Below are 23,089 nucleotides of genomic sequence, written 5' to 3'. Positions count from 1 at the left end.
CCAATCTCGTAGTTCAGCGCTCTGCAAAACGCGCATCCAACCAGTCTACGATATACTGAACGATCATCTCGACGCTGAATTCGTCTACTTCTATTGTGACATCAGCCACTTCTTCATACCAGTTCTGGCGCTGTGCCATCAATGTGCGAATACGCACATCCGGATGCTCATCTTGCAGCAATGGGCGTTCTGTGGCGTCTTGCAGGACGCGCGCAAGGATGGTTTCTGGTGTGGCGCGCAGATAGACGGCCTGCCAAGCCTCTTTGAGCAGCGCTCGACTCGGCGCTTGGGTAACAACACCACCGCCCGTGGCGAGAACAACACCCCGCGACTGGTTGCCTAAGGCGTTCAATGCCTCCTGTTCACACTGACGAAAGTGTGCCTCTCCCCCGGTGGCGAAAATGTGTGGGATGGACATTTGCGTACGATTTTCGATAAAAGTGTCGAGATCGACAAATGTATAATCCAATTTTTCTGCTAGCTGCGCGCCGACGGTAGATTTGCCGCTTCCCATAAATCCGACCAGCGCAATTCGCCCCATTGTCACTTGCAATCACTCCACGATGCCTGGACTATTATCTTGCCAGTTGCGTAATCTATGAGCGATTGTATCATAAGTGAACGAAATCGTATTGGTGACATTGCCCTCTACCGCCTGGATTTTTACATCTAAGACGCCACTTTGTTCCTGCTCGGCGTCAATTTGCACAGGTACGCCGTGAAAAACTTGAGTCGTGGAGGCAATCGTATCCCCTGTTGCAAGTTGTTGCAAAATCATGTTTGCCACACTTTTTGTCAGCGCATAGCAGGCGGTTTGTGCCAAATATCGTGTACCGACTGCCAACGATATTTGGGCTGCGCTCACCATCGACGTCAATAAGAGCGCCATCGCGCCAACCCAAGTTAACACCGAAACGAGCGTAAAGGCCTTTTCCTGTTTCAGCAATTGCATCACTGTGATGCAGCTCCTAACGCGTTCGCTTGTAATGCATCAAAAGATGACGTTGTGCCATCTGCCAGTTGCAGTTGTAAATGAACCATTGCCCCCTGTACGTCAGCGTTCAATTGTACAACGTGGGCGGCGACGACCGCATCGCCGCCGCCCGCCTGCGTTCGAATCAGTTGATCTTGTTGATTGACGTAATAAGTGAACTGCCTTGCGTCGGCCATTGAGACAAACAGCTCTTGATTGTAAAACGCCACACGTGTTGAACCATGTATGTCCTGTCCAATTGTCTGTAGTGCATGCTGAAACATGGCGTCATCTTCCAGGTTGATGGACTGGTGTTGATTCAACTGCCATACAGTCAATAAACCACTGACGCCAACGACAATGCAGATGGATGCGAGTGCGATGGACAAACACACTTCAATCAGTGAAAACCCCGCTTGGGCAAGCTGGTATTTCAATCTTTTCCTTTGGCGCCTGTGACGATGGAAGCGAGATCTCTGCCGAAATATATGTGCACACACCATCACCTGACCGCGTGATGGAAATGGTGTACATTTGATGATTCTCTTCCATCTGCGCAGGGACAGATTCCCCAGCGAGCAATCTATCGAGAACGCTCCTTGCAACCATATTTTCATTGAGTGTTTGCGCCCCTATTTGCAATGCATGCGTGATATTTGTCTCCGAAATGGCAATCAACGGCACAGCGCAAGCGAGTACGAAGATGGCGACGATGTTCTCCCATAAACTCATGGCTGAATCCAACCGGACACCTGCAACCCGGTTCCCATGTAGAGATGAATATCACGTTCTGCACCATCTGATGTCAGACGAATCACACCCGCAACCTGCGAATCGCCCAAGCTGTCGTAAGCGATAGTGGAATGGGGCAATTGCAGATAGCCGTCGAAATACTGTACATCGGGCGCATTTTGATACGCCCCCAACCATGTGATCCCCTGTGACAAGCGATAGCCTGTATCATATGGATCCATCCAGATGATCCCATCCTCGGATGAAGTGGTGCCAAGCATTTGGGCGAAGCGCATTCGACCAATGAGCAACTGTGCCGATGCGTTCAAATTGGCTGCGTGCATCAACGGCAAGCCAACTGCAAGCGCTGAGCACAGCGCCATTGCCGTCAAGGCCAACGCGACAAGTGTATCCAGATAACCAAAGCCACGTGCATCATCATGCAGGGCTTTGCGGCGTTGAACATGATGAGCAACACGTTTAATTCGCTGTCTCATTCGTTGCATCCCCCGTGCAGGTTACCGTGATATTGTCGGGATCGGTATCATCGATGGTAAACTGACTGCCATCCACATCTTTGTCCAGCAAGTGATCCGCTACAAGCGCCTGAATCTGTACAACCGTGTCCCCGGTCGGAAGTTGTTGATGAATCAGGTCGTATTCAGCCAATGCCGCTTCAATCGTCTTTTCATTACTTTGGCAAGCAGTGTCAGTCGCCTGTTTAGAGGCCCCTAATAGATGTGGTGTCAATACCGCAATCATGATGGCCACAATCGCCACCGCCACCATCAGTTCCAGCAATGAAAAACCTTGTTGACCGCGTATTTTTCGCAATTGTCGCTGTTCTTGAGACATCATGCGTCCCTCTTCGATATAAGCCATACGCAAACCACTCCTAAACTCCTCATCACACCATCGCGCAAACCTTGCGCAGCAGACAAACTCACCTCACATGGCTGTCCACCTATGTAAGTGAAGACCCGTTGGACAAATCTGATACGGTACTGTACATCGGACCAAACACACTGTACATCGTCGCGGCGACGACCACCCCCATCATCGCCATTGCGCCAGGTTCCAACCATGCGGTGAACTGTTGCAATTGCCGCATCAGTTGCGCTCGCAAAACTGTGCTCGTCCGCTCGAGTGCACCTGCAATGTCACCGGTTTGCTCGCCTGTGAGACATAGCTGCAACAATATGGGATGGCAGCCTGGAAAGAGTGCGTCCACAAACCGTTCGCCAGCCAAAATCTTGATTCGCATGTAGGCGCTGTGTACACTGACTCCCCTTCCTTGGCCTGCCGTTTCCATGGATTCCAGCGCTTCCACAACAGATAATCCCGCCGCAAGTTGCACATGCAATAAATAAGCAAGACGTTCGCTATGTACGGCCCGGAAGTACATATCGCCAGGCAGCGCAAACGAAAGGTGGAATCGTGTTCTGAGCACCCGCAAACCAATGTATGCCAGCGGCAACACCACAACGCCATCTACAACGAGCAAAGGCAAATTCGTGGCGAATTTTGTAATCATGGATCCGTGCGTTTGCGGTGAAGCGATTTGCAATTGAAGATCACGCAGTTCAGGCTGTATTTGAAATCGCACAAACACAGCTAGCGCAAGGCAGGCGAACAACAGCAACACAGGATATACGAGGGCTTTGACACACTGCTGGCGCCAGTTGCGACGCGCCTTGTCCCTTTGGACATAATCCCCCATCGCTTCAGGCAACGAACCGATTTCTTCCGCCAAAGACAGCACTGTTAAAGTAATCGGATCCACATAGGGCGCAAAGATAACTGCAAGGGGCAGCCCTCGTTCCAGCCGCTCTAAGCCACGTTGACCTAAGACGCGTTCCGTTTTCCTCCCTTGACTGGCCAACGTCGTAAATGCGCTTGCCAAATCTACGCCGGCTGTCAACATGTCCGCCAACTGCTCCAAAGCAAAGGTGGCGGTCACGCCACGCTGGCGCATGCGCTTGATGAGTTGCACGAAGCGTTTAAATAGCATCTTTCCTTGTTGAGGTGACAGTTTGGCGCTCTTCCCTCCAAACGGCATAATATTCACCACCAGACACGCTTCCCTCTTCAATTTGAAACTCGTGTTTATATCGCCGGGATTCCAACCGACTACGGTGTACATTTTGTATGATGACTGCACGTAACACGTCATCAAGCAGGTGAGCTGGCACTCCTAAATCGACGAGACGGCTGACTGTAGCTTGAAAATTGGCAGCATGGGTTGTCGCCAACACGAGGCGTCCAGTCAGCGCCGCACGAACCGCCACACGCGCTGTCACTTCATCACGAATTTCACCTATCATCAACACATCCGGATCTTGGCGCAACAGTGACCGCAGGCCAACCTCGTAAGACAAGCCTGTTCTTTCGCGCACTTCCACTTGTCGGCAATGTGGAATTGGCACTTCTACTGGATCTTCAATGCTGAATACCTGACGACCCTGATTGGCCAAATGGTGCATCATGGCATAAAGCGTAGTCGTCTTGCCCACACCAGTCCGCCCAGCCACCAAAACGAGGCCAACTGGCTCTTCAAGTAAATGAACAACCTCATAGAACTGTTCCGCTGTCAGTCCCACTTGGTGCAACTCCAATACCCGCAGAGGCTGCTGGAGCACGCGCAAAACAACCGACTCACCGCCGTAAATCGGCAACGACGACACGCGAATCCGCACAGATCGTTCACCATTCCAGGAAAAGACACCTTCCTGTGGCATTTGTCGATCCGTCACATCCATCCGGGCCATGGCCTTAATACGACGCACTATTTCCTCCGCTCTGTCCGTCAACTGTACAAAAGGACGAAGCTCCCCTGCGACGCGTAAATCGACTTGCAACTGTTTTCCAGTGCTGCACAAATGAATGTCGGTTGCGCCACAATCAATGGCATAATCCATCATTTGTTGCAGAATACGGGCTGTCGTGAACACTTCCATGCAAAGTCCCCCTTTGCATAAGAAGATTCGCTGCAACACAATGAACGCCTGTTCACTTGACGCGTTAAGCTATGTAGTTTTGCATAAATTATCCAAAATGATGATGAACTGTACGTGAAGGGAAGACAAAATACATGGACAGAAACGGTCAACCCGTTCGTCTTGATCACTAGAGTGAAAGGTGGCGGCAGCATGCGCTCACGACTGGCATATGCCGGCATCCTCGCAGAAAATGAGACTGCCACCCACGGTGCTACCGGCAACAGAAACACGAACATGCCATTCAATCCGGACACCGTAGGTGGAGCATTCGAAGAAACCATTTTATTTTGAAGGGAAGTAATGCACAGTACTAATCAACAAAGTCAAACACCATGTCGGCGATGCGAATGCTGTCGCCACTTTTGGCGCCGCGTTTGCGCAGTGCATCATCGACGCCTTTTTGTTTCAGAATGCGCTGGAATCTTTTCACAGCGTCAAATTGCTCAAAATTCGTCATCGCCACCAACTTCTCGAGCTCTTTGCTTTCGACGATGAACTGCCCGCCATTATGGAGAATGACAAATGGTTGAATCGTCTCCAAACGATAAACCTTGTGTGTCTCCTCTTCAACATCCTCCACTGGCTCCAAATCTTCTGCAGGCAACGAATCCAGCACATCGGCAATCCGCTGCAACAACAAATCCAGCCCCTGATGCGTGGCGCCCGAAATGCGAAAAACCTCAAGTTCCGGATAAGCTTCCTCAAAACGTTGCAATCCTTCTTGGGCGTCCGGCAGATCCATCTTGTTCGCTGCGATCAATCTCGGTCGTTCTGCAAGTTTTTCATCGTACGCCGACAACTCGTTTTCAATGATTTGAAAATCCTCGACCGGATCGCGCCCGTCGACCGATGCCATATCAATGACATGGACAATGACCTTCGTTCGCTCAACATGACGCAAAAACTCGTGGCCTAGTCCATGTCCCTCGTGCGCGCCTTCAATCAGCCCCGGCAAGTCAGCCAGGACAAAAGATCTCCCGTCTGCCACTTCAACGACACCGAGTTCAGGACTGAGCGTGGTAAAGTGATAAGCGCCAACTTTCGGTCTCGCTCGTGTCACTGCGGCGAGCAAAGTTGATTTTCCGACAGATGGAAAGCCCACAAGCCCGACGTCCGCCAGCACCTTGAGTTCCAATTCAATCCATCGCTCTTCGCCCGGTTCACCTTTTTCCGCCATATCGGGCGCTTTGTTTGTCGCAGTGGCGAAGCGCGTATTCCCGCGACCACCGCGACCACCGTGCGCCACAATCAGCTTGTCGCCGTGGCGTGTCAGATCACCGAGGAAAACGCCACTGTTCACATCTTTGACAAGTGTCCCTGGAGGAACTTTGATGATCATATCATGCGCATTGGCGCCATGCCGATTCTTTGTGCCACCGTGATCGCCGCGCGTCGCCTTAAAATGGCGTTGATAGCGAAAGTCGACCAATGTCCGCAAGCCTTCATCGACAATCAGGACGACATCCGCGCCATTGCCTCCATCGCCGCCAGCCGGGCCACCCAATGGAACATATTTTTCTCTTCGATAGGAGACGATCCCGTTACCACCATCGCCTCCTTTAACATAAATCGTTGCGTGATCTGTGAACATCAGACTCACCTCCCAAAGTTCGCAAATTTTCATCCCAGTCACTTCTTCAAAGCGTGTTGAAGTGCAAGGTTTCGTACGTATTATGCCAGACTTCAAGTGGCAGGTTTGGCGCTTGCGAATCCAGCAGAATCGCAAAGCCCTTACCCTGAGCCGAAATGGACAGATACACATTGCCGCCTTGCTGCGCCAACAAATGCTGCACCGCAACCAGCCAAGCCTCAAGTTCCGTTAGACATTCATCCGTCAGCTCCAATTCCGATGCCACGTCCTTTAAATACACATTGGGACATGTCGCCGCAACCCACATCAGACGCTCGCCAAAGTATCCAAAGTTAATCTGCCACAATGCCAGTGATTGCAACCACTGTGCAGTCTGATCAATCATCGTGATGGCATCTTCTGTACGCTCCATCTGAAGATAAGCTCGTACCAATTGCAGCTGATTCAATACATCATGTCGATGACGTCGAAACGAAGTGGCGTTAAATTCATCTGAATCTGTCGAAAGCACCCTTTACCGCCCACCTCTCAAAAAGGGTCTGGCACGAGTGCCAGACCCCTGTGTATTTCTTTGATAAAAGAACAAGCAAGTATCAGGTAGTCCTATCTCACTCCAACTGAAAAACAGAATCAGCATCACGTACCAGCCTGCGTTTCTCAATACGGACCAAGATTGAACACCAACGCAAAGACAATTATTGCGCAACTTCCTCGACTACAGGATAGATGCTAACACGTTTGCGCTTGTGACCAAATTTTTCAAAACGTACGCGACCTTCCACCTTGGCAAACAAAGTGTCGTCCTTGCCAATCCCGACATTTGTACCTGGGTGAATTTTCGTTCCGCGTTGGCGAACGAGAATGCTGCCAGCCGATACAACCTTGCCGTCGCCTTCCTTCACGCCAAGGCGCTTCGAAACGCTATCGCGGCCATTTCGTGTACTTGATACACCTTTTTTATGCGCAAACCGTTGGAGGTTTAACATCAACATGCGAATTCATCCTTTCCATATTCATCAAGCATTCATCGTCTTTATGCGGACATATTCAGGATACTGCTCCGCAACTTGTTCAACACCGTAAAACAAACTGTTGATAAGCAAGCGCACTGCATCTGTAGGATGCTTGGGCAATCGACAGATGAGTGTGTCGCCCTGGTCTTGTACGTCTAGCGCCAGGTCTGCAAAGCGCTCACAACTGTTAATCGCATTATAGACCAGCACAGAAATTGCTGCACAAACAATATCTGAGCCAGACTCTGCATAACCGGCGTGGCCAGTTACTCGAAAACCGGAAACTCGATTCTGCTGTTGCGCAATTTCAAACGTGACCATCCGCGTTACGCTTCAATCGCTTCAATCGTCAACTTGGTGTAAGGTTGACGATGACCTTGCTTCTTGTGATAGTTTTTCTTGGACTTGTACTTGAACACCACAATCTTTTTGCCGCGGCCATGTTCAATCACTTTGGCCACAACTTTGGCACCTTCGACATATGGGCTGCCCACGCGAACGGACCCGTTGTCCTGAACCAGGAACACCTTGTCCAACGTCACAGTCTCGCCCACCTCATGTGCCAATTTCTCGACATAGATGGTGTTCCCCTGACTGACTTTAAATTGCTTGCCGCCTGTTTCAACAATTGCGTACATCAACAAATCTCCTTCACTCAGACTCGCTGCCTAAGGTATGGACAAATCCATTTAAAACCTGTTCAGCATGCGGTTGTAGTGCAATACACACGTTCATTATTTTAGCATGGCAACCGATGCGGTGCAACCGCCCTGCACTATTTATCCAAGAGTGCGCCTACAGGCTCCAACCAACGCCCTTCAAACACGGCGTCCAGCAGTTCAACTTCTTCGATGACCGCGACCACCAACCCGTCTTCCGCCAACACATATACAATATGATACCTATCAGGAGAAAATTGAACCACAATCTCACGGATCTTCGTGCTGCTTGAGACCGCGAGCGAATGAATTTTTAGCAACGAAGTGCTTTGGCGGCGTTTTGCATCTAAAAAACGCATGGTTTCTGAACGCACATCGCGCCGACCGCGAACCGCCGTGACCAAAAGGAATAACCCAAGCAGCATCATTCCAAGGTGAGGATGACCGATAAACAGCGCCAGCACACCTGTGCCCATCAGCAAAATTGCAAGTGCAAACGCCACTCTGTACGCCTCCAATGTCGCGCGTTCGTAGCCCACTTGTCGAGATCTCGCAGCACGCAAAATTCGTCCGCCGTCAAGCGGCAATCCCGGCAATAAATTAAAAATGCCTATCCAGCAATTCAGTTGCATCCACTGTTGATAAAAATCGGCATTCATAAGATGGATCGCATATAAGACGGTCGCCAAGATACATAGCAGGAAATTCACAAATGGGCCAGCGATGGCCACCACCGCTTCATCCCGCGGCGAAAACCCGAGTCTCGCATAAGAAAGTTTGGCAACCCCACCGAACGGAAGCAAAGATACCTCTTCGACCTCATAGCCCAGCCACTTGGCTGTCAACGCATGACCAAACTCATGCAGGATGACAAAAGTGAACAACAGCAGTGCAGCGTTCAATAAACCGACAAAGTACGCTGCGATAAGCAAGGCGATAAAAAGCGGGTGCACCCGCACCCGCCCGACCCCGAAAATATACCCTATCTTCTCTTCAAGTCGGCTGACAAAGCTCATTGTCCATCTCCAGGAAAATCAATGAATTGATGTGGATTTTCGTATTTTCCGTTTTTAAGCATGGAAAATTGCAGAATAGGATGGCTTGGTTTTGCCGGCAACTTGCCAACCACCTCGCCGGAACTCACATATTCATGCAGCTTGACATTGATACTGCCAAGTCCTGTGTATACCGATGTACCAAAATCACCGTTGTCGATTTTTAAAATTTCCGCATTGCCGCTCTTGGTCACTGCGGTGACCGTGCCCGAGCCTGCCGCTTTCACAGCTTGGTTCGCACTTGCTGAAATCGAGATTTCTGGATGGTTTGAAGAATAATCTTCCGTGATATCACCGGCGATGGGCGTGTGCAATTGAACCGCGCTGCCGCCAAACGAAGGTACAGTGACGTGTAAATCCTGAAAAGCCTTCGTGATTTCAGGCTGCACTTTCGCCGTATAGTCCGTTTGAAACACACCTTGCGATTCGGATGCGATGGTTTGGGCAAGTGGCTGTGGACTATGCTCTACAAAGTATCCAATGCCAACCAGCATCGCGGCGCAAAAAGCCTGCCAAAGCAACGTGCTCGCATAACTCTTCTGTTTCACCCCCCCACCAGTTCCTGACGGTGGTGAAGTAGAGGTCGTTCGAGCGACAAAACGCTTTCCGGTCGGCTGAGGGCGTTTGGCGCCAAATGCATTGCGCCATGTTCCACTTTCCACCTGTCGCATCCCGCCATCCTCATCGACGAATCCATACGGAGACAAGTCCCCGTTCCCCTCGCTCACCCAACGTGAAGGTGCAGGCATTGAGTCGTCAATGGCTTCAACTGAGGTGGTATTTGGCTCATCTGATGCGGAAGTATCAGAAAACCGACGCCTGGACGAGGTGTCTGCATCTATCTCCGAACGACTTTGTAGGTTGGCCCCCGTTGTATGCTTCGCTTGCCACGGCCACTTCCTTTTGACATCGGCCATCGGCGCAGCCTCCTCTCATTCTCACCACATGGTTATGAACGAAAGTGGACAAGTATGATCAAAAAAGTGGACTGGCCATTCACCAGTCCACTCGACACACATTCGGCGACGCCTCAACGACCGCCAATCATTTTTTTCATTTTCCCCCAAAACCCTTTTTTCTCTTCAAGTGACATCAGGGGCACCGCGTCGCCGAGAATGCGACGCGCAATATTGCGATAGGCGATTCCTGCCGGTGTGTCCGGCCGCATCGCACAAGGTTCGCCTAGATTCGAATTTTTAATCACAGCTTCGTCATCTGGTACGATGCCAAGCAAGTCAATCGAAAGAATTTGAACAATTTCATCAATATCCAACATTTCCCCACGCTTGACCATTTGCGGACGAATGCGATTGACCACCAGGCGCGGTGGATCGATCTGCTCTTTTTCCAGCAAGCCGATAACCCTGTCCGCATCCCGTACGGCCGCATTTTCCGGCGTGGTTACCACCACTGCGAAATCCGCTGGCGCAATGGCAACGCGAAACCCTTCCTCAATCCCGGCTGGGCAGTCGATCACGACGTAATCATACGACGCCTTCAATTCTTCGACCAATTGTGTCATCACAGCCGGTGTCAAAGCTCGCTTGTCCTTGGTCTGCGCAGCTGGCAACAACACAAGATGCTCAAATCTTTTATCGCGAATCAGCGCTTGCTGCAAACGGCAATCTTGATTTGCCACGTCGATGATGTCGTAAATGATGCGATTTTCCAACCCCATGACTACATCTAAATTGCGAAGGCCAATATCAGCATCGACGATACAGACCTTCTTGCCAAGTAAGGCAAGCGCAGTCGCTATGTTGGCTGTAGAGGTCGTTTTGCCAACGCCTCCCTTGCCCGAGGTGACCACAATTGCTGAACTCATTGTCGCCGCTCCTTCCGACTGTCAGGTTTACGCCTGCGCGACTGAAACCAATTTGAAAAATGGCGCATTTGGGCTACCGCCAGTTGACCGTGCTCCAAATAGGCAAATTCCATAAACGCCTGCAATGGCCCATTTGCGTCATTGGGTGCGCGACTGACAACATCCCCTATCCGCAGTTGCATTGGCGAAAATTCTGTAGCCGCAATGACACTGGAAGTATCTCCAGCCACCCCTGCATGGGCAATGCCAAGCAAGCGACCAAACACGAAAATATCCCCGGTCGCCTCCACCTGTGCGCTCGGATTGACATCTCCTACAATCACCACGTCACCGTCAAACAGCATCGGTGCTCCGGCTCGAACCGTACCATAGTAAATGGTCTGATCACGCGCCGACGTCTTCTTCTGAAAAAGGGACTGGCGTGCCGCGGTCCCCCCACCCCAGGCCTTAATCAGAAAGTTAGGGTGTTCCATAAATAGAGAGATGAGCCGATTGCAATGTTCCGGCGACATCCGTCTCTTTCCATAATCTATCACAATCTCGACAGTCGGTCCGTCAAAAACTTTGCCAGATTCGCCCGACAACAGCTCGTTCACATACGTGTAGAGCGCGTCAAATTCGGCGTATTCATCTAGTAGAAAAAGAAGCCCCTCCCGCGTGCCTTTTACCGTGACAAGCGGTTTTGTATCATACAATAATTCACTATTGACAATCAAAGCGGTGTCCCTCCAGCGTAGGCCCCTGCCCGCCAGCCTTTATTCGCGTTTCACAGCACAATTTCCTTCTATCTTGAAAATAAAGTCGGTACCCTGATGCGCCATTCGCGATGCTTTGATTGACACAGATTTTCATGTTGCTGGTGCAGATGCGTCGCGCCGGTTCGATACATCACCTTATCGGGCCGGGTTAAAACAAAAACAACTCGCGTGTTGCGAGTTGTTTTTGGATACGACCAAGGCGCTTTTTCGGCTTACCCTTCCGTCTGGGATGCATCATAGCGACTTCGTTGTCGCGGCGTAAACAACTTTGTCAAAAGCGGATAGAGCATCAACGTGAGAATACCATTGATGATCATCGCGACCAATGACTGCGATAGAACATAAGGCCAACGCTCTGCCGTGACATCAAACAATCGCGTCAAACCGTACGTCAGCCATGTGTGAATAAAGCTGAACAACATAGATGTCAAAAACGTGATCGCCAAGTTTCGGTGGAGAAACTGACTAAACAACGCTCCAGCAAAATAGGCAATCACACCGTAACAAAACGCGTTTAAACCGATAAACGTACCGTAACAAACATCTTGAATCAGACCGATGGCGATACCAAACAACACAGCCGTATTCGGACCGCGCATCAGCGCAATTAACACCAAAGTGACCAACACAAAACCAGGGTGAATGAGATTGATTGGCGGAATTTGAAACAATGTAGATTCCAAAATCAACCCCACCCACAAGATCACAAATGCCAACGTCAGCCTCATTGTTGACTGCCCGCCTGTTTTACTTTCAAGACGACAAATACGTCTTGCAGGTAATCCAAATTCGCACTCGGTTGAACAACCGCAGATTGCGCAGTGCTGTGTGGCCCATATTGCACCTTTGTAATTTTGCCAATGATGATGCCACGCGGAAATGTCGAGGTCAGTCCAGACGTGATGACATCGTCACCAACCAATTGTTTGGCAGGTAACTGCACCAACTTTCCCCAAAATGTCAAATCAAGTTCCCCTTGATTGCGAGTGGATCCTGTGACAATGCCGAACGGCTGCTGCGATGAAGCCTGTGTCAATGCAGAAACACCATCACCTAATTGCGTATCTGTAACTAGAATGACCTTGGAACTTTGTGATGCTACGTTGGCCACTCGGCCAACAAGGCTGCCATCAGGTGCAACCACAGCTAGATTCGGCTTTACGCCCTCTTTGCTGCCAACATCAATTGTCAACTCTGAATTCCAAAGAGACGGTTCGCGCCCTACCACATGCGCTGCGACATAATCCCAGCTTGTATGATGGTTTACGAACTTCACCATTTTTTGCAGTGTTGCCACCTGTGACTTTTCATCGTTCAACTGCGATTCTATCGACTGATAGTTTTGCATTTCATGTTTCAGTTCCGCATTTTCTTGGTACATGGAACGCAGATCGCTCAAGCCGCCAAAAAAGCCGGTCAGTTTACTCACTGGACGATAAACCCAGGAAGAAACGGTCGTCTGTACATTCATGACAATCTGCTCTGGCCAGCTGGCTACTCGCCCACCTCGGGATATGGTCAATCCAGCGATGACCATCAGTAGGATGATACTGGCTAAGAGCACAAACAATCTTCGACTTGTTAGGTAACGGGACACCCGTATCCCTCTTCCCTCAACGTTCTTTAGAGATTTTCCTCCCAAGTTGGCAGCAGGCTATTCGAGCCAACCTTGCGTTGCAAACATGTTTGAGCCAAGCGAGAAACTAGGCTCTGCCCTGCGCCTTGCGCAAGGCGACGCTGCGCTTGCGATAGACATCATAATTGTCGAGCGCTTTGCCTGTTCCCACTGCAACACAATCCAGCGGCTCCTCAGCGACCAACACCGGCATCCCCGTTTCATCGCTCAGCCGCTTATCTAAATTGCGCAGCAGTGCGCCGCCGCCAGTCAAGACAATCCCCCTGTCCATGATATCCGCAGCCAATTCCGGCGGTGATTTCTCCAGTGTCACCTTCACGGCCTCAATAATGGACCCTACAGTGTCCGCCAAAGCGTCACAGATTTCTCCAGAGCTGATGCTGAACGTCCGCGGCAAACCCGTAAGCAAATCACGTCCGCGAATATCCAAGCTCTTAGGCTCGTCCAGCGTACTGGCAGAACCAATTTGAATCTTCAATTCCTCGGACGTCCGCTCACCAATCATCAGATTGTATGCTTTTTTCACGTACTGAATGATGGCTTCGTCCATCTCGTCGCCAGCAACTCGAATAGAGCGACTTGTCACAATCCCACCTAATGAAATAATGGCAACCTCTGTGGTGCCGCCGCCAATATCTACGACCATTGAACCAGTGGGTTCTCCGACAGGCAATCCAGCGCCAATCGCGGCCGCCATCGGTTCTTCAATAATTTGCGCATCTTTTGCGCCTGCCTCCAATGCGGCATCCTCCACCGCGCGCTTTTCAACTGCAGTAATGCCAGAAGGCACGCTCACCATCACCCGCGGCTTACCCGACCAGTTTGATTTGGTCTTCATCGCCTGCCGGATGAAGTGGCGCAACATCGTAGAAGTCGTTTGAAAATCCGCAATGACCCCGTCTTTCATTGGGCGCACAGCGACAATATTTCCTGGGGTGCGGCCAATCATCTGTTTGGCTTCTGAACCCACTGCTTCAATGGCCCCATTGTCGGTGCGAATCGCGACAACCGAAGGCTCACGAACAACAATCCCGCGCCCTTTTACATAAACCAGCGTATTCGCTGTACCTAAATCAACACCCATATCACGAACTGCAAACATCGTCTGATGGATCCCCTCTCAAATCAGTTGTCCATATAACCAGCCGCTCGCAAGCTGACATAGCGCCCGTCCCCAATCACAATGTGGTCAAGCACTTCAATACCAAGTACACGTCCTGCCTCCTCCAGCCGCCTAGTCACAGCGATATCTTCGGAACTAGGGGATGGATCTCCACTGGGGTGGTTATGGACGCACAGAATTGCCGAAGCACTCCGTCGAATCGCAAACCGAAAGACCTCTCTCGGATGAACAATCGATGCGTCCAAACTTCCGATGGATGAAGTGTCTTCACCAATTAAACGATGTTTGGTATCTAAGAGCAGCGTTACAAAATGTTCCTTTTTAAGGTACCTCATCCTATCCATAACATACGTGGCAGCATCATCCGCTGTCCGAATTTGTAGGCGCTGGTCACTTGGTTTATGAACAATTCTGCGGCCCAATTCGACAGCTGCGGCGATTTGTAAAGCTTTTGCTCGACCAATTCCCGGTACAGACAACAACTCCGCGACGTCGATGTCCGCCAAGGCGTAAACCCCGCCAACGTACTGCAGAAGCTTGGTTGATATCTCGTAAACACTCTGCTTGCCATTGCCCGATTGCATAATACAAGCTAACAATTCGTCTGTCCGCAACGCCGCCGGCCCTAAGCATAGCAGACGTTCGCGCGGCCCTTCAAACTGTGCTGTGGTGCGCTGAATGGCTCCCCCACCATCTACCATAACCATCCCTCCATCGTACATCTCTTCCACTGTACGGAGGAAATGGGTTCACCACAAACCCTAAACTATATGTATCTATACCTTGTCAATCAATCGGTAAAAGTTTTATTTGACGCGTCGAGAAAGCAGATAACCAACCACAAAGCCGACAAGCGAGCCCCAGTTGACCGAGAATGTCAATGCCATTGAGAATTGAACAACCGCCAAGTCGATGCTCGGATGCCAGGAGACATGCGTATGCGGCCGCAGGAACGGCAAGCGACTGGAAACCAACGTATCCGCTAACGTTCCAACGACCGTCGACACTGCAATTAAAACAAAAGAGCGCCATGAGGTTTTGCGCACTACTTTCATACCTTTCCAGAGTCGTGCATGACAGATAGGTTTCGACAGCACAAAGGGGATTCCTGCCGAACATTGTCGGCTCATTTATGAACAAGCTGTGGCAAGTTACGAAACCAGCTCATTCACGCCTTGGATATTCAGCAGTTGCACAAAGGCGTTCAATGTTTGTTGCGCAGCGGCTGTGTTATCGTGCTTTACAAACGATTCATCAGCTGCTTGCAGCGATTGATGCAAACCCATCAACTGGTTCTGCAACCCAGTTTCCGCGACGGATGAATCGCCGGGATACGCTTCTTTGGCCGACGCAAGTGCAGTTTGCGCATCAGCAATGCGACCGTGATCGGCCAACCATGCGGTGAGCGCGAGCAATCCGCTTGTGCTGTCAGCTAGCCAGTGCTGAACCGAATCGACCGTAGTTGCTGTCGTTTTGCCTAGTATGGCAATATTTCTCGATTTCGCCTGGATTGTTTTCACCTTGGCCGCTGGCGCAACAGCCTGTGCCTGTTTGGCGATGGTGTCCGCATCAGAAGCTTGAACACACGCGGCAGAGACAACCGCAAATCCGTTTAAAGAGACGATGTACGACGTCAAGCTATGGCTTTTCAACGAAGCGACTTCCGCCTGAGCCTGCGCTGCTGTATTGTAAACGCCATATTCCACCAGATAGATTCGAAAACCTGGCACAGCCATCGCCTTCTGTGGCACACTGGCGACAATCGGGGTCGACGGTTGTTCGGTGGTATTTTGCGGCACAATGGCGCTTGTCGACAACGGCGCCATCTGATGAAAGAGGAACACAGCCAAACAGCCAAATATCATGCCGATGATCAAACCGCCCTGCAGGCTGGCAAGCAACCGATTGGCGTGTCTAGGTAGAATTGTCCGCGCAATATAAACTACGACGCGCGTGACGAATCGATAGAATGCGCGCAATCCATGACGCCTGGGACCATGCATCTGCGCATAGCGCGCCCGCGCTGGATGAACACGCTTTTGTGGACTCAATCCCCGCAGACCAATGGGCTTGTCCAACCGCAATCGAGCTGTATTTTGCACCTGCTTTTCGCTTTCAGGCTGGGCTGTTTGCGTTCGCACTACCCACGCTTCTTGACCCATGCGCACAAGCAGCGACGATGTATCCGACGACCGTTGTTTGATGTCCGCTTCTGCCACACCGTTCTCCCCCAAACTCATAGAGTCATTCCTACTCTATGTCCGGGAACTAGATTCTATGCCGGTGAGTCCAACCACTCTTTCGCGATGTCGTCAGAGATGACACCTTCTTGAACGAGATTTCGCACTGCCATGGCAAACGTCTGCATACCTACATGCCGCGAGGTCTGCATCACCGACTTCAGTTGATGTGTTTTTTGTGTGCGAATCAAATTTGCCACCGCTGGCGTGTTTACCAACAGCTCTGCAACGGCGATCCGCCCTTGTCTATCCATGGTCGGCAACAGCCGCTGTGAGATGACAGCTGATAATGTAGCGGCAAGTTGGAACCGAACCTGCCCTTGCTGCTCTGCTGGAAACATATCAATCAATCTATCGACGGTCTGTACCGCGTCGCTTGTATGCAGCGTCGAGATGACCATGTGTCCAGTCTCCGATGCGGTGACAGCCGTTTTCACCGTCTCCAAATCTCGCAATTCGCCTACAAGAATCACATCCGGATCTTGACGGAGCGCAGCTCGCAGCGCGATCGCGAAACTGGCGGTATCCGCGCCAATTTCGCGCTGGTGGATGATGGACTGAACGTGTGGGTGAATGTACTCAATCGGATCTTCGAGTGTAATGATATGTTTGCTTTGCTGGAGGTTGATGGTTTGAATCAAGGCTGCCAGTGTCGTCGATTTTCCGCTCCCTGTTGGGCCAGTGACCAAGATCAGTCCATGTGGCCGCTCAATCAGCTTCAACAAAGCGCGCGGCAGCCCCAGTGCTTCAAATGAGGGAATTTGCTGATTGATCACCCGGATGGCCATGCCGATGTTCCCCTGTTGGCGAAACACATTTATCCGATAGCGCCCGCCAACGTCATCCGTATAGGCAAAATCGATCTGACCTTCTTGCGACAAAAGCGCTGCTTGTTCTGGTTGCAGCAAGTTTTCTGTCATCTCCTGTAAAACTGTCGAAGAAAGTTCGCCTCCTTCGCCGACCAACCGACCATGAATTCGAAACATGGGCGCATGCCCGACACCAAGATGCAAATCGCTGGCCTTTAACCTCGACGCACTGGCCAACAACTCCTTGATAAGCATATGACTCCCTCCGTGCGTGTGACATGCCGATTCATTCGCCGGAACAAATAGGTTGTCCTGCTGCACCTAGACAGATGAAGACAAACTCAGCGCAAAATATATGTTGCGCCGCGAAAATACGTCCGTATTGAACAGCGTAATTTCTGCAAAACCTCGCCAAAAAAGAAAAAAGCGAAACCATATGGTTCCGCTTCGCTGCCTTTACCCTATCATACCTTCGAATTTGTTCAATGCAGTATATACACCGTGATTGTACGTTCGCCCCATGCTGCGGCTGCAGACTCCGAACTCATACAGATATCGATATGGCGACCGATAATCGCGCCACCCGTATCTGCTGCAATCACATCGCCTATGCCCGGGATGTAAAGCCGCGTTCCCAGTGGGATGACACTCGGGTCAACCGCCACAACGCCAGGTTGCGCGGGACGACCACTCGCAGTGATACCTCCAGCCGTGTAGGCTGTCGCCAATACGGTCATGGCCGACTGGACCACACCCGCTGACGGGGAACTACTACGACTTGACAAGGTGTACTGATGAACAACTGGTACGGGTTTTGCTCCTACCTCAACCAGCTCATCGACTGGCTTGCGAACAACTTTTTTCTTTACTGTTTGGGATGTTTTCTTTCCATCCCGATAGACGCTGGTGGTCTGTACTTGCAGCAACCCTTCCACACCGTGCGTCGCCACTTGCTCATGTCCTTTTAGCAAACCATCGGACTGACGGCGTATGGTCTGAAATGGTATCTTTTGCGTCTTCGTAGCTATCTTTCTCATGATGCGGTGAATCTCAATCTTTTCGCCATTGGACAGTGACGAATTCGTATCGACGTTCATGTGATCATACTTTGTGAGGGCAATGCCCTGCTGTTCGAGCAACTTGTCGACGTCGTGATCAAACGTCCAGATATCTCTTTCTTTTCCCCGATTGTCTAAATAGATCCGCTTCGGATGCACAATGTTGACAATCTGGTGGTTTTTCACAGAACTACTGAGCGCTGGGCTGACGCGATCCCGCTTGTTCACATGGATGTTATATCGCTCTAGAAACTGCCCAACGGTTCCTGTACTAAATCCATGTAAAACCTTGCGTTGCCCACTGTCTTGAACCGTCACCGTCTTGTACGTCGCCCCATACACGGTACCCGCGCCGCCAAGCAACGCTAGCGCCGATGCGGCAAAGACGTAAACGGCCTTCGACTTTGGTAGACGCACTCCATCACCTCTTCCTAACCTACCCGCGAGAGAAAGAAGGTTGATAAGGGATTAAGGCTGGGCTCAGTATATCTATCCCCTATCACAAATGCAAGCGCGCATTTGTCAACCTATTTGCTCTCGGTAATTGGGGATAGTGTATAACACACGGTATGACACTTGTTGACGAAACATGTCGGCGAATTTATCTGCAGGTATTAAACTTTTTGACAAAGTTCGTCAAAGCCTGCCCTGACGCCGTTTATCCCAGGTGAAGCAACGTGTGAATATACCATTGTGGCAACCCGTTTGCCAAAAATTCCGCTGAACCAACCCCCATGACAATGAACGGTACAAACGGTATCAATTGCTTTTTGTGAAACTGACCTGTGCAGCGCAAAAAAAGGCCAATTACGGCTCCAAAAATGGAGGAAAATACAAAGGATTCAATCGTCAACCAAGGGCCGAGTACCGCGCCAATGGATGCATATAACTTGGCGTCACCCAGACCCATTCGACCTCTAGATAAAAAGTAAACCAAAAGAGGAATGCCAAAACCAACCAACATAAAAAACAACGGCTTGACAAAATTGCGCTCCAGGAGACTCATCAGCACATAAACCACGATGGCATTTGAATAGGTCAACCAATTGGGCACCATCAAAACAATCACATCTGTGGACATTGCCACCACTAGCGTGAACCAAAGCAAAGAAGATACGAGTGCCGCAAGCCAAGATGAAGACTGCCAACAGAGCAATACTGCTACGGTGCCAAGTGTGCTTTCGGCAATTGGATAATGGATGGGAATGCGGATGTGACATCGCCTACATCGGCCCTTGAGCAAAAGCCATGACCAAATCGGAATCAATTCAAATGCAGCCAGCGGTTTCCCGCAATTTGTGCAGTGTGATCTCGGACGAATCACCGATTCACCGCGTGTCGACCGTTCGCCAAGCGCGGCGGCAAACGAACCAAACACACTGCCCGCAATAAAGAGATCTACCAACAAAAAGACATGTGTGATGTCTGGCAAACCACTCTCCCCTTTCACATCCAACAAACGTGGTTTCGACATCCAATGTCCAGCCCCTGCAAAAAAAAGATAAAGTTTACAAAATCGCATATTTACTGCTTCTTGTGCGCTTGTGGTCATACATCATCACTTCCAAACACTACTCACGTTGTGCCAGGTTTGTACGCCCTTTGAATATCAAACCGCACGAAGACAAATATTGTCGAAACGTGATATAATGTGTTTATTGGACAACCATTCTTGGAGGGATGTTGGTATGTATAACCGACCCTCGTTTTTGATTTCAGCCATTTTGTTTATCGTGCTCTTGTTTGTACTATCGGCGTTTCTTGTCTTTTTCATCAAACTGGCATTTCTTGCTTTGGTGTTAGCGGCAGCGTATTATCTGTACGCTCGAGCAGCAGCGGCACGGGGACGCCGCCCGCGTTGGCCACATCGAGATGACCGCTGAGTCAAAACGGTTTACCTACTCATGAAATAAAAAAGGTTCAGACCACACATTGGTGGACTGAGCCTTTTTGTTTTAAAACAACCCATTTTCCTTCATGAACAACCAATATCTAAACTCCAGCAACAAAATAAACCTTCTGCATTGATCTGCGAAGGCTGAAATGCTATGATTTAAAAACGAGCCAAACCAAATTCAAAAAACCATAATACTACTTGTAAAAAGTGTACTATGGCTACTCCGAATTGTCAAGTACCCTTTTACAATCCATCTCATCCCATTCGAATAGGAGCGATTCCATGGGTATCACTGAACAAGACTGGCACGAAGAAAAGAGTCGCGTGCTGGATGTTACGAACCAAATTCAGGAACGAATCGAGCAATTGACAAATGAAGTTGGCAAAATCAAAAGCGATGTCATCGATATCCGCAAAAATTTTTGGGACGAAGTGACCATCAATATAGGGACTACAGAGGACATCATCGAGACCCATTTCAGCATTCGGCAACAAGCTGAAATCCTCTCGGAACGCGAACGGCGGTATCGTCATTCCGCAGCGACGCTCAAGCAATTAACCCGTCTGGTAGACGCTCCTTACTTCGGACGGATTGATTTTCAAGAACATGGCGAACAGGAGACTGAACAGATTTACATCGGCATCACATCGTTTAGAAATCAGGACGAGAACACATTTCTGGTCTATGACTGGCGTGCGCCGATAGCTAGCCTGTACTATGATCACATCCCAGGTCCTGCGACATTTCAGGCGCCCTTTGGCGAAGTGACAGGTGATATGTCATTGAAGCGACAATACGTCATCCGCAACAAGGACATCCAGCTGATGTTTGACAGCGGCGTGACCATTGGCGACGAGTTGCTCATGCAAGCGCTGAGTCGCCATTCGGACGCCCAAATGAAAAGCATTGTCGCCACCATTCAGCGTGAACAAAACCGGATTATCCGCAATGACCAAAGCAGAATGTTGATCGTCCAAGGGGCCGCAGGCAGCGGCAAGACATCGGCCGCCCTACAGCGCGTGGCCTATCTTCTATATAAGTATCGCAAAACCTTACAGGCGGACCAAATGGTCTTGTTTTCTCCCAACCCGATGTTCAACAGCTATGTCTCCACCGTGCTGCCCGAACTCGGTGAGGAAAATATGCAACAAACGACATTCCAGGAATATTTGGAGCACCGGCTTGGTGCTGAATTTCAAGTAGAGGATCCATTTGCGCAAATCGAATATATATTGACCGCCGTCGATACGCCGGACTATCAGGCGCGCATCAACGGCATTCAGTTTAAGGCTTCTACTGATTTTTTAAACATGGTTTCAACTTATAAAGAGGTTCTGGAACAGAGTGGAATGGTCTTTTATCCCGTCAAGTTTGAAAATGAGATCATCATCACCGCCGAGCAGATCAAAACACACTTCTACGATTTTGATCCGTCCATTCAGTTGATCAACCGCATCGAACTGATTTGCGAATGGTTGCTCAACACGTTGACCGACTTCGTCGAAAGCCAATTGGATACCGAATGGGTCGAAACAGAAATCGAACTGCTGGACGCGGATGAGTATGATCGCGCTTACAAAAAATTGCTTCGAACGCAAAAAGGCAAAGACATCACATTTGATGACTTTGAACAAGAAAAACAACTGTTATCCCGAATGGTGATACAAAAACGGCTTAAGCCCCTGCGTAAGTGGATCAAACAATTTGAATTCGTCGATGTCAAAGCGCTGTATACGCAGTTGTTCTCCGACCAACAGCTATTTACACGACTCATTGGCGACGCCGCACTGCCTGACGATTGGTCAATCATTTGCCAACAGACGATTGCGAGACTGGATGAAGCATCGCTTGCCTATGAAGATGCCACCCCATTTCTCTATTTGAAAGAAATCATGTTCGGCATGCGGACCAATACTGCAGTTCGCCACGTCTTTATCGATGAAGCGCAAGATTATTCGCCATTTCAGTTTGCCTTCTTAAAGCGACTGTTCCCGCGGGCCAAAATGACCGCGCTTGGCGACTTAAATCAGGCGATTTACGCACACATGTCATCTCTAGACAGACTGGACACCATGCCCTATCTGTATGGTCCAGAGCACAGTGAGACTATCCGCCTGACGCGAAGTTATCGGTCAACACGCGAAATTGTGGAATTTACACGCGGCATGATACCTGGCGGATCGGAAATCGAGCCGTTTAATCGACATGGCGACAAGCCACAGGTGACCGCAGTGGAAACCCGCGAGGCATTGCATAGTGGCATTGTCGCGGAGATTGAACAACTGAGTAAGGATGGATACAAATCCATCGCCATCATTTGCAAGACGGCCAGTGAGAGTGCGGACGCATATGCAGCGCTGCAAAAACAAATTCAGCTTCACCTGGTGACCAAATTCACACCCACCTTTGATAAACAGACACTGGTGATTCCAGCGTATCTCGCCAAAGGTGTAGAGTTTGACGCAGTCATCATTTACGATGGATCAACCAATCAATACCACCAAGCACATGAACGCAAATTGTTCTACACTGCGTGCACGAGGGCGATGCACCGCTTGCAAATATACACGCTAGGCGAGATGAGTCCGTTCATTCGCACTCAACCCAGCGACACCTTCACATACAACAAACTCGCCAATCCTTCATAAGGATATCGTTGGCACAATTGTAAGCCGTCCATGGGCCACCCAACAAAAAACGTGAGCGCACCCCAACAACCG

General features: G+C 50.1%; 29 protein-coding genes and 1 other annotated feature. Of the genes, 3 read left to right on the top strand and 26 right to left on the bottom strand.

The window, feature by feature from the left end:
• Positions 1-13 precede the first annotated feature (13 nt).
• From ACFSB2_RS09935 to ACFSB2_RS09900, 8 genes are all read right to left on the bottom strand, one after another.
• Positions 14-541, bottom strand: a complete 528-nt coding sequence (locus ACFSB2_RS09935; protein WP_377942995.1) for a shikimate kinase — start codon at positions 539-541, stop codon at positions 14-16.
• Positions 542-553: 12 nt separating this feature from the next.
• Entirely contained in the window at positions 554-955 is a 402-nt protein-coding gene (locus ACFSB2_RS09930; RefSeq protein ID WP_377942881.1) for a hypothetical protein, read from the bottom strand.
• Entirely contained in the window at positions 952-1,410 is a 459-nt protein-coding gene (locus tag ACFSB2_RS09925) for a type II secretion system protein J (protein WP_377942880.1), read from the bottom strand. The genes ACFSB2_RS09930 and ACFSB2_RS09925 overlap by 4 nt, the downstream gene beginning before the upstream one ends.
• On the bottom strand, positions 1,370-1,705 hold the full coding sequence (locus ACFSB2_RS09920) for a hypothetical protein (protein WP_377942879.1): 336 nt from the start codon (positions 1,703-1,705) through the stop codon (positions 1,370-1,372). Before ACFSB2_RS09920 ends, ACFSB2_RS09925 begins: the two co-directional genes overlap by 41 nt.
• Entirely contained in the window at positions 1,702-2,202 is a 501-nt protein-coding gene (locus ACFSB2_RS09915; RefSeq protein WP_377942878.1) for a prepilin-type cleavage/methylation domain-containing protein, read from the bottom strand. The genes ACFSB2_RS09920 and ACFSB2_RS09915 overlap by 4 nt, the downstream gene beginning before the upstream one ends.
• Positions 2,186-2,587 carry a type II secretion system protein gene (locus tag ACFSB2_RS09910; protein WP_377942877.1) on the bottom strand — a complete coding sequence of 134 codons (402 nt, stop codon included), beginning with the start codon at positions 2,585-2,587 and terminating at the stop codon, positions 2,186-2,188. Before ACFSB2_RS09910 ends, ACFSB2_RS09915 begins: the two co-directional genes overlap by 17 nt.
• An 82-nt stretch (positions 2,588-2,669) precedes the next feature.
• Positions 2,670-3,764 carry a type II secretion system F family protein gene (locus tag ACFSB2_RS09905; RefSeq protein WP_377942876.1) on the bottom strand — a complete coding sequence of 365 codons (1,095 nt, stop codon included), beginning with the start codon at positions 3,762-3,764 and terminating at the stop codon, positions 2,670-2,672.
• A complete protein-coding gene (locus ACFSB2_RS09900) occupies positions 3,706-4,662 on the bottom strand; it encodes a GspE/PulE family protein (RefSeq protein WP_377942875.1) in 957 nt (318 codons plus the stop codon). The genes ACFSB2_RS09905 and ACFSB2_RS09900 overlap by 59 nt, the downstream gene beginning before the upstream one ends.
• Positions 4,663-4,854: 192 nt before the next feature.
• Between ACFSB2_RS09900 and ACFSB2_RS09895 the strand changes: the two genes are divergently transcribed.
• Positions 4,855-4,995, top strand: coding sequence for a hypothetical protein (locus ACFSB2_RS09895; protein ID WP_377942874.1), 141 nt, complete (start codon positions 4,855-4,857; stop codon positions 4,993-4,995).
• 19 nt (positions 4,996-5,014) lie between these two features.
• Here the strand turns inward: ACFSB2_RS09895 and obgE are convergent, their stop codons facing one another.
• From obgE to ACFSB2_RS09805, 18 genes are all read right to left on the bottom strand, one after another.
• The gene (obgE, locus tag ACFSB2_RS09890) at positions 5,015-6,295 is read right to left on the bottom strand and encodes a GTPase ObgE (RefSeq protein ID WP_377942873.1); all 1,281 of its coding nucleotides are present in this window, start codon (positions 6,293-6,295) and stop codon (positions 5,015-5,017) included.
• 46 nt (positions 6,296-6,341) lie between these two features.
• Positions 6,342-6,806 (bottom strand): Spo0B domain-containing protein, encoded by a 465-nt coding sequence (locus ACFSB2_RS09885; RefSeq protein WP_377942872.1) that lies wholly within the window; start codon positions 6,804-6,806, stop codon positions 6,342-6,344.
• Between the two features lie 184 nt (positions 6,807-6,990).
• Positions 6,991-7,287, bottom strand: a complete 297-nt coding sequence (gene rpmA, locus ACFSB2_RS09880) for a 50S ribosomal protein L27 (RefSeq protein ID WP_377942871.1) — start codon at positions 7,285-7,287, stop codon at positions 6,991-6,993.
• Between the two features lie 24 nt (positions 7,288-7,311).
• The gene (locus tag ACFSB2_RS09875) at positions 7,312-7,629 is read right to left on the bottom strand and encodes a ribosomal-processing cysteine protease Prp (RefSeq protein WP_377942870.1); all 318 of its coding nucleotides are present in this window, start codon (positions 7,627-7,629) and stop codon (positions 7,312-7,314) included.
• Between the two features lie 5 nt (positions 7,630-7,634).
• Positions 7,635-7,946, bottom strand: a complete 312-nt coding sequence (gene rplU, locus ACFSB2_RS09870; protein WP_377942869.1) for a 50S ribosomal protein L21 — start codon at positions 7,944-7,946, stop codon at positions 7,635-7,637.
• 9 nt (positions 7,947-7,955) lie between these two features.
• Positions 7,956-8,031 (bottom strand) — a sequence feature (ribosomal protein L21 leader region).
• 52 nt (positions 8,032-8,083) lie between these two features.
• Positions 8,084-8,983, bottom strand: coding sequence for a M50 family metallopeptidase (locus ACFSB2_RS09865; protein ID WP_377942868.1), 900 nt, complete (start codon positions 8,981-8,983; stop codon positions 8,084-8,086).
• Complete coding sequence (locus ACFSB2_RS09860) at positions 8,980-9,939, bottom strand: peptidoglycan DD-metalloendopeptidase family protein (protein WP_377942867.1); 960 nt, start codon at positions 9,937-9,939, stop codon at positions 8,980-8,982. The genes ACFSB2_RS09865 and ACFSB2_RS09860 overlap by 4 nt, the downstream gene beginning before the upstream one ends.
• A gap of 113 nt (positions 9,940-10,052) precedes the next feature.
• Positions 10,053-10,847, bottom strand: a complete 795-nt coding sequence (minD, locus tag ACFSB2_RS09855) for a septum site-determining protein MinD (RefSeq protein WP_377942866.1) — start codon at positions 10,845-10,847, stop codon at positions 10,053-10,055.
• The gene (locus ACFSB2_RS09850) at positions 10,844-11,563 is read right to left on the bottom strand and encodes a septum site-determining protein MinC (RefSeq protein WP_377942865.1); all 720 of its coding nucleotides are present in this window, start codon (positions 11,561-11,563) and stop codon (positions 10,844-10,846) included. Before ACFSB2_RS09850 ends, minD begins: the two co-directional genes overlap by 4 nt.
• 254 nt (positions 11,564-11,817) lie before the next feature.
• Entirely contained in the window at positions 11,818-12,321 is a 504-nt protein-coding gene (mreD, locus tag ACFSB2_RS09845) for a rod shape-determining protein MreD (protein ID WP_377942864.1), read from the bottom strand.
• A gap of 8 nt (positions 12,322-12,329) precedes the next feature.
• Positions 12,330-13,202, bottom strand: coding sequence for a rod shape-determining protein MreC (gene mreC / locus ACFSB2_RS09840; RefSeq protein ID WP_377942863.1), 873 nt, complete (start codon positions 13,200-13,202; stop codon positions 12,330-12,332).
• A gap of 106 nt (positions 13,203-13,308) precedes the next feature.
• Positions 13,309-14,343 carry a rod shape-determining protein gene (locus tag ACFSB2_RS09835; protein WP_377942862.1) on the bottom strand — a complete coding sequence of 345 codons (1,035 nt, stop codon included), beginning with the start codon at positions 14,341-14,343 and terminating at the stop codon, positions 13,309-13,311.
• A 23-nt stretch (positions 14,344-14,366) separates the two neighbouring features.
• The gene (radC, locus tag ACFSB2_RS09830; RefSeq protein ID WP_377942861.1) at positions 14,367-15,065 is read right to left on the bottom strand and encodes a RadC family protein; all 699 of its coding nucleotides are present in this window, start codon (positions 15,063-15,065) and stop codon (positions 14,367-14,369) included.
• Positions 15,066-15,170: 105 nt separating this feature from the next.
• The gene (locus tag ACFSB2_RS09825; RefSeq protein WP_377942860.1) at positions 15,171-15,461 is read right to left on the bottom strand and encodes a DUF4321 domain-containing protein; all 291 of its coding nucleotides are present in this window, start codon (positions 15,459-15,461) and stop codon (positions 15,171-15,173) included.
• A gap of 54 nt (positions 15,462-15,515) precedes the next feature.
• Positions 15,516-16,604 carry a hypothetical protein gene (locus ACFSB2_RS09820; RefSeq protein WP_377942859.1) on the bottom strand — a complete coding sequence of 363 codons (1,089 nt, stop codon included), beginning with the start codon at positions 16,602-16,604 and terminating at the stop codon, positions 15,516-15,518.
• Between the two features lie 35 nt (positions 16,605-16,639).
• Entirely contained in the window at positions 16,640-17,668 is a 1,029-nt protein-coding gene (locus ACFSB2_RS09815; protein WP_377942858.1) for a type IV pilus twitching motility protein PilT, read from the bottom strand.
• A gap of 227 nt (positions 17,669-17,895) precedes the next feature.
• Entirely contained in the window at positions 17,896-18,888 is a 993-nt protein-coding gene (locus ACFSB2_RS09810) for a 3D domain-containing protein (protein WP_377942857.1), read from the bottom strand.
• Positions 18,889-19,129: 241 nt separating this feature from the next.
• Positions 19,130-19,945, bottom strand: coding sequence for a prepilin peptidase (locus ACFSB2_RS09805; RefSeq protein ID WP_377942856.1), 816 nt, complete (start codon positions 19,943-19,945; stop codon positions 19,130-19,132).
• A gap of 214 nt (positions 19,946-20,159) precedes the next feature.
• Here ACFSB2_RS09805 and ACFSB2_RS09800 point away from each other — a divergent pair, with 214 nt between their 5' ends.
• Positions 20,160-20,354 carry a hypothetical protein gene (locus ACFSB2_RS09800; RefSeq protein ID WP_377942855.1) on the top strand — a complete coding sequence of 65 codons (195 nt, stop codon included), beginning with the start codon at positions 20,160-20,162 and terminating at the stop codon, positions 20,352-20,354.
• 296 nt (positions 20,355-20,650) lie between these two features.
• Complete coding sequence (helD, locus tag ACFSB2_RS09795; RefSeq protein ID WP_377942854.1) at positions 20,651-23,017, top strand: RNA polymerase recycling motor HelD; 2,367 nt, start codon at positions 20,651-20,653, stop codon at positions 23,015-23,017.
• Positions 23,018-23,089: the final 72 nt, after the last annotated feature.

This window comes from Alicyclobacillus fodiniaquatilis (assembly GCF_042678105.1).
Classification (GTDB): Bacteria; Bacillota; Bacilli; order Alicyclobacillales; family Alicyclobacillaceae; genus Alicyclobacillus; species Alicyclobacillus fodiniaquatilis.
Note: the sequence above shows the minus strand (reverse complement) of the source record. Positions and strands in the feature narration are given on the sequence as shown.

Coding starts and splice junctions, on each gene's coding strand:
- rplU (WP_377942869.1), bottom strand. CDS start 7,946: ATGTACGCAATTGTTGAAACAGGCGGCAAGCAATTTAAAGTCAGTCAG.
- ACFSB2_RS09900 (WP_377942875.1), bottom strand. CDS start 4,662: ATGGAAGTGTTCACGACAGCCCGTATTCTGCAACAAATGATGGATTAT.
- radC (WP_377942861.1), bottom strand. CDS start 15,065: ATGGTAGATGGTGGGGGAGCCATTCAGCGCACCACAGCACAGTTTGAA.
- ACFSB2_RS09800 (WP_377942855.1), top strand. CDS start 20,160: ATGTATAACCGACCCTCGTTTTTGATTTCAGCCATTTTGTTTATCGTG.
- ACFSB2_RS09835 (WP_377942862.1), bottom strand. CDS start 14,343: ATGTTTGCAGTTCGTGATATGGGTGTTGATTTAGGTACAGCGAATACG.
- ACFSB2_RS09905 (WP_377942876.1), bottom strand. CDS start 3,764: ATGCCGTTTGGAGGGAAGAGCGCCAAACTGTCACCTCAACAAGGAAAG.
- ACFSB2_RS09935 (WP_377942995.1), bottom strand. CDS start 541: ATGGGGCGAATTGCGCTGGTCGGATTTATGGGAAGCGGCAAATCTACC.
- ACFSB2_RS09920 (WP_377942879.1), bottom strand. CDS start 1,705: ATGAGTTTATGGGAGAACATCGTCGCCATCTTCGTACTCGCTTGCGCT.
- ACFSB2_RS09875 (WP_377942870.1), bottom strand. CDS start 7,629: ATGGTCACGTTTGAAATTGCGCAACAGCAGAATCGAGTTTCCGGTTTT.
- rpmA (WP_377942871.1), bottom strand. CDS start 7,287: ATGTTGATGTTAAACCTCCAACGGTTTGCGCATAAAAAAGGTGTATCA.
- obgE (WP_377942873.1), bottom strand. CDS start 6,295: ATGTTCACAGATCACGCAACGATTTATGTTAAAGGAGGCGATGGTGGT.
- ACFSB2_RS09805 (WP_377942856.1), bottom strand. CDS start 19,945: ATGTCGAAACCACGTTTGTTGGATGTGAAAGGGGAGAGTGGTTTGCCA.
- ACFSB2_RS09895 (WP_377942874.1), top strand. CDS start 4,855: ATGCGCTCACGACTGGCATATGCCGGCATCCTCGCAGAAAATGAGACT.
- ACFSB2_RS09815 (WP_377942858.1), bottom strand. CDS start 17,668: ATGCTTATCAAGGAGTTGTTGGCCAGTGCGTCGAGGTTAAAGGCCAGC.
- ACFSB2_RS09860 (WP_377942867.1), bottom strand. CDS start 9,939: ATGGCCGATGTCAAAAGGAAGTGGCCGTGGCAAGCGAAGCATACAACG.
- ACFSB2_RS09910 (WP_377942877.1), bottom strand. CDS start 2,587: ATGGCTTATATCGAAGAGGGACGCATGATGTCTCAAGAACAGCGACAA.
- ACFSB2_RS09915 (WP_377942878.1), bottom strand. CDS start 2,202: ATGAGACAGCGAATTAAACGTGTTGCTCATCATGTTCAACGCCGCAAA.
- minD (WP_377942866.1), bottom strand. CDS start 10,847: ATGAGTTCAGCAATTGTGGTCACCTCGGGCAAGGGAGGCGTTGGCAAA.
- ACFSB2_RS09820 (WP_377942859.1), bottom strand. CDS start 16,604: ATGAGTTTGGGGGAGAACGGTGTGGCAGAAGCGGACATCAAACAACGG.
- helD (WP_377942854.1), top strand. CDS start 20,651: ATGGGTATCACTGAACAAGACTGGCACGAAGAAAAGAGTCGCGTGCTG.
- ACFSB2_RS09865 (WP_377942868.1), bottom strand. CDS start 8,983: ATGAGCTTTGTCAGCCGACTTGAAGAGAAGATAGGGTATATTTTCGGG.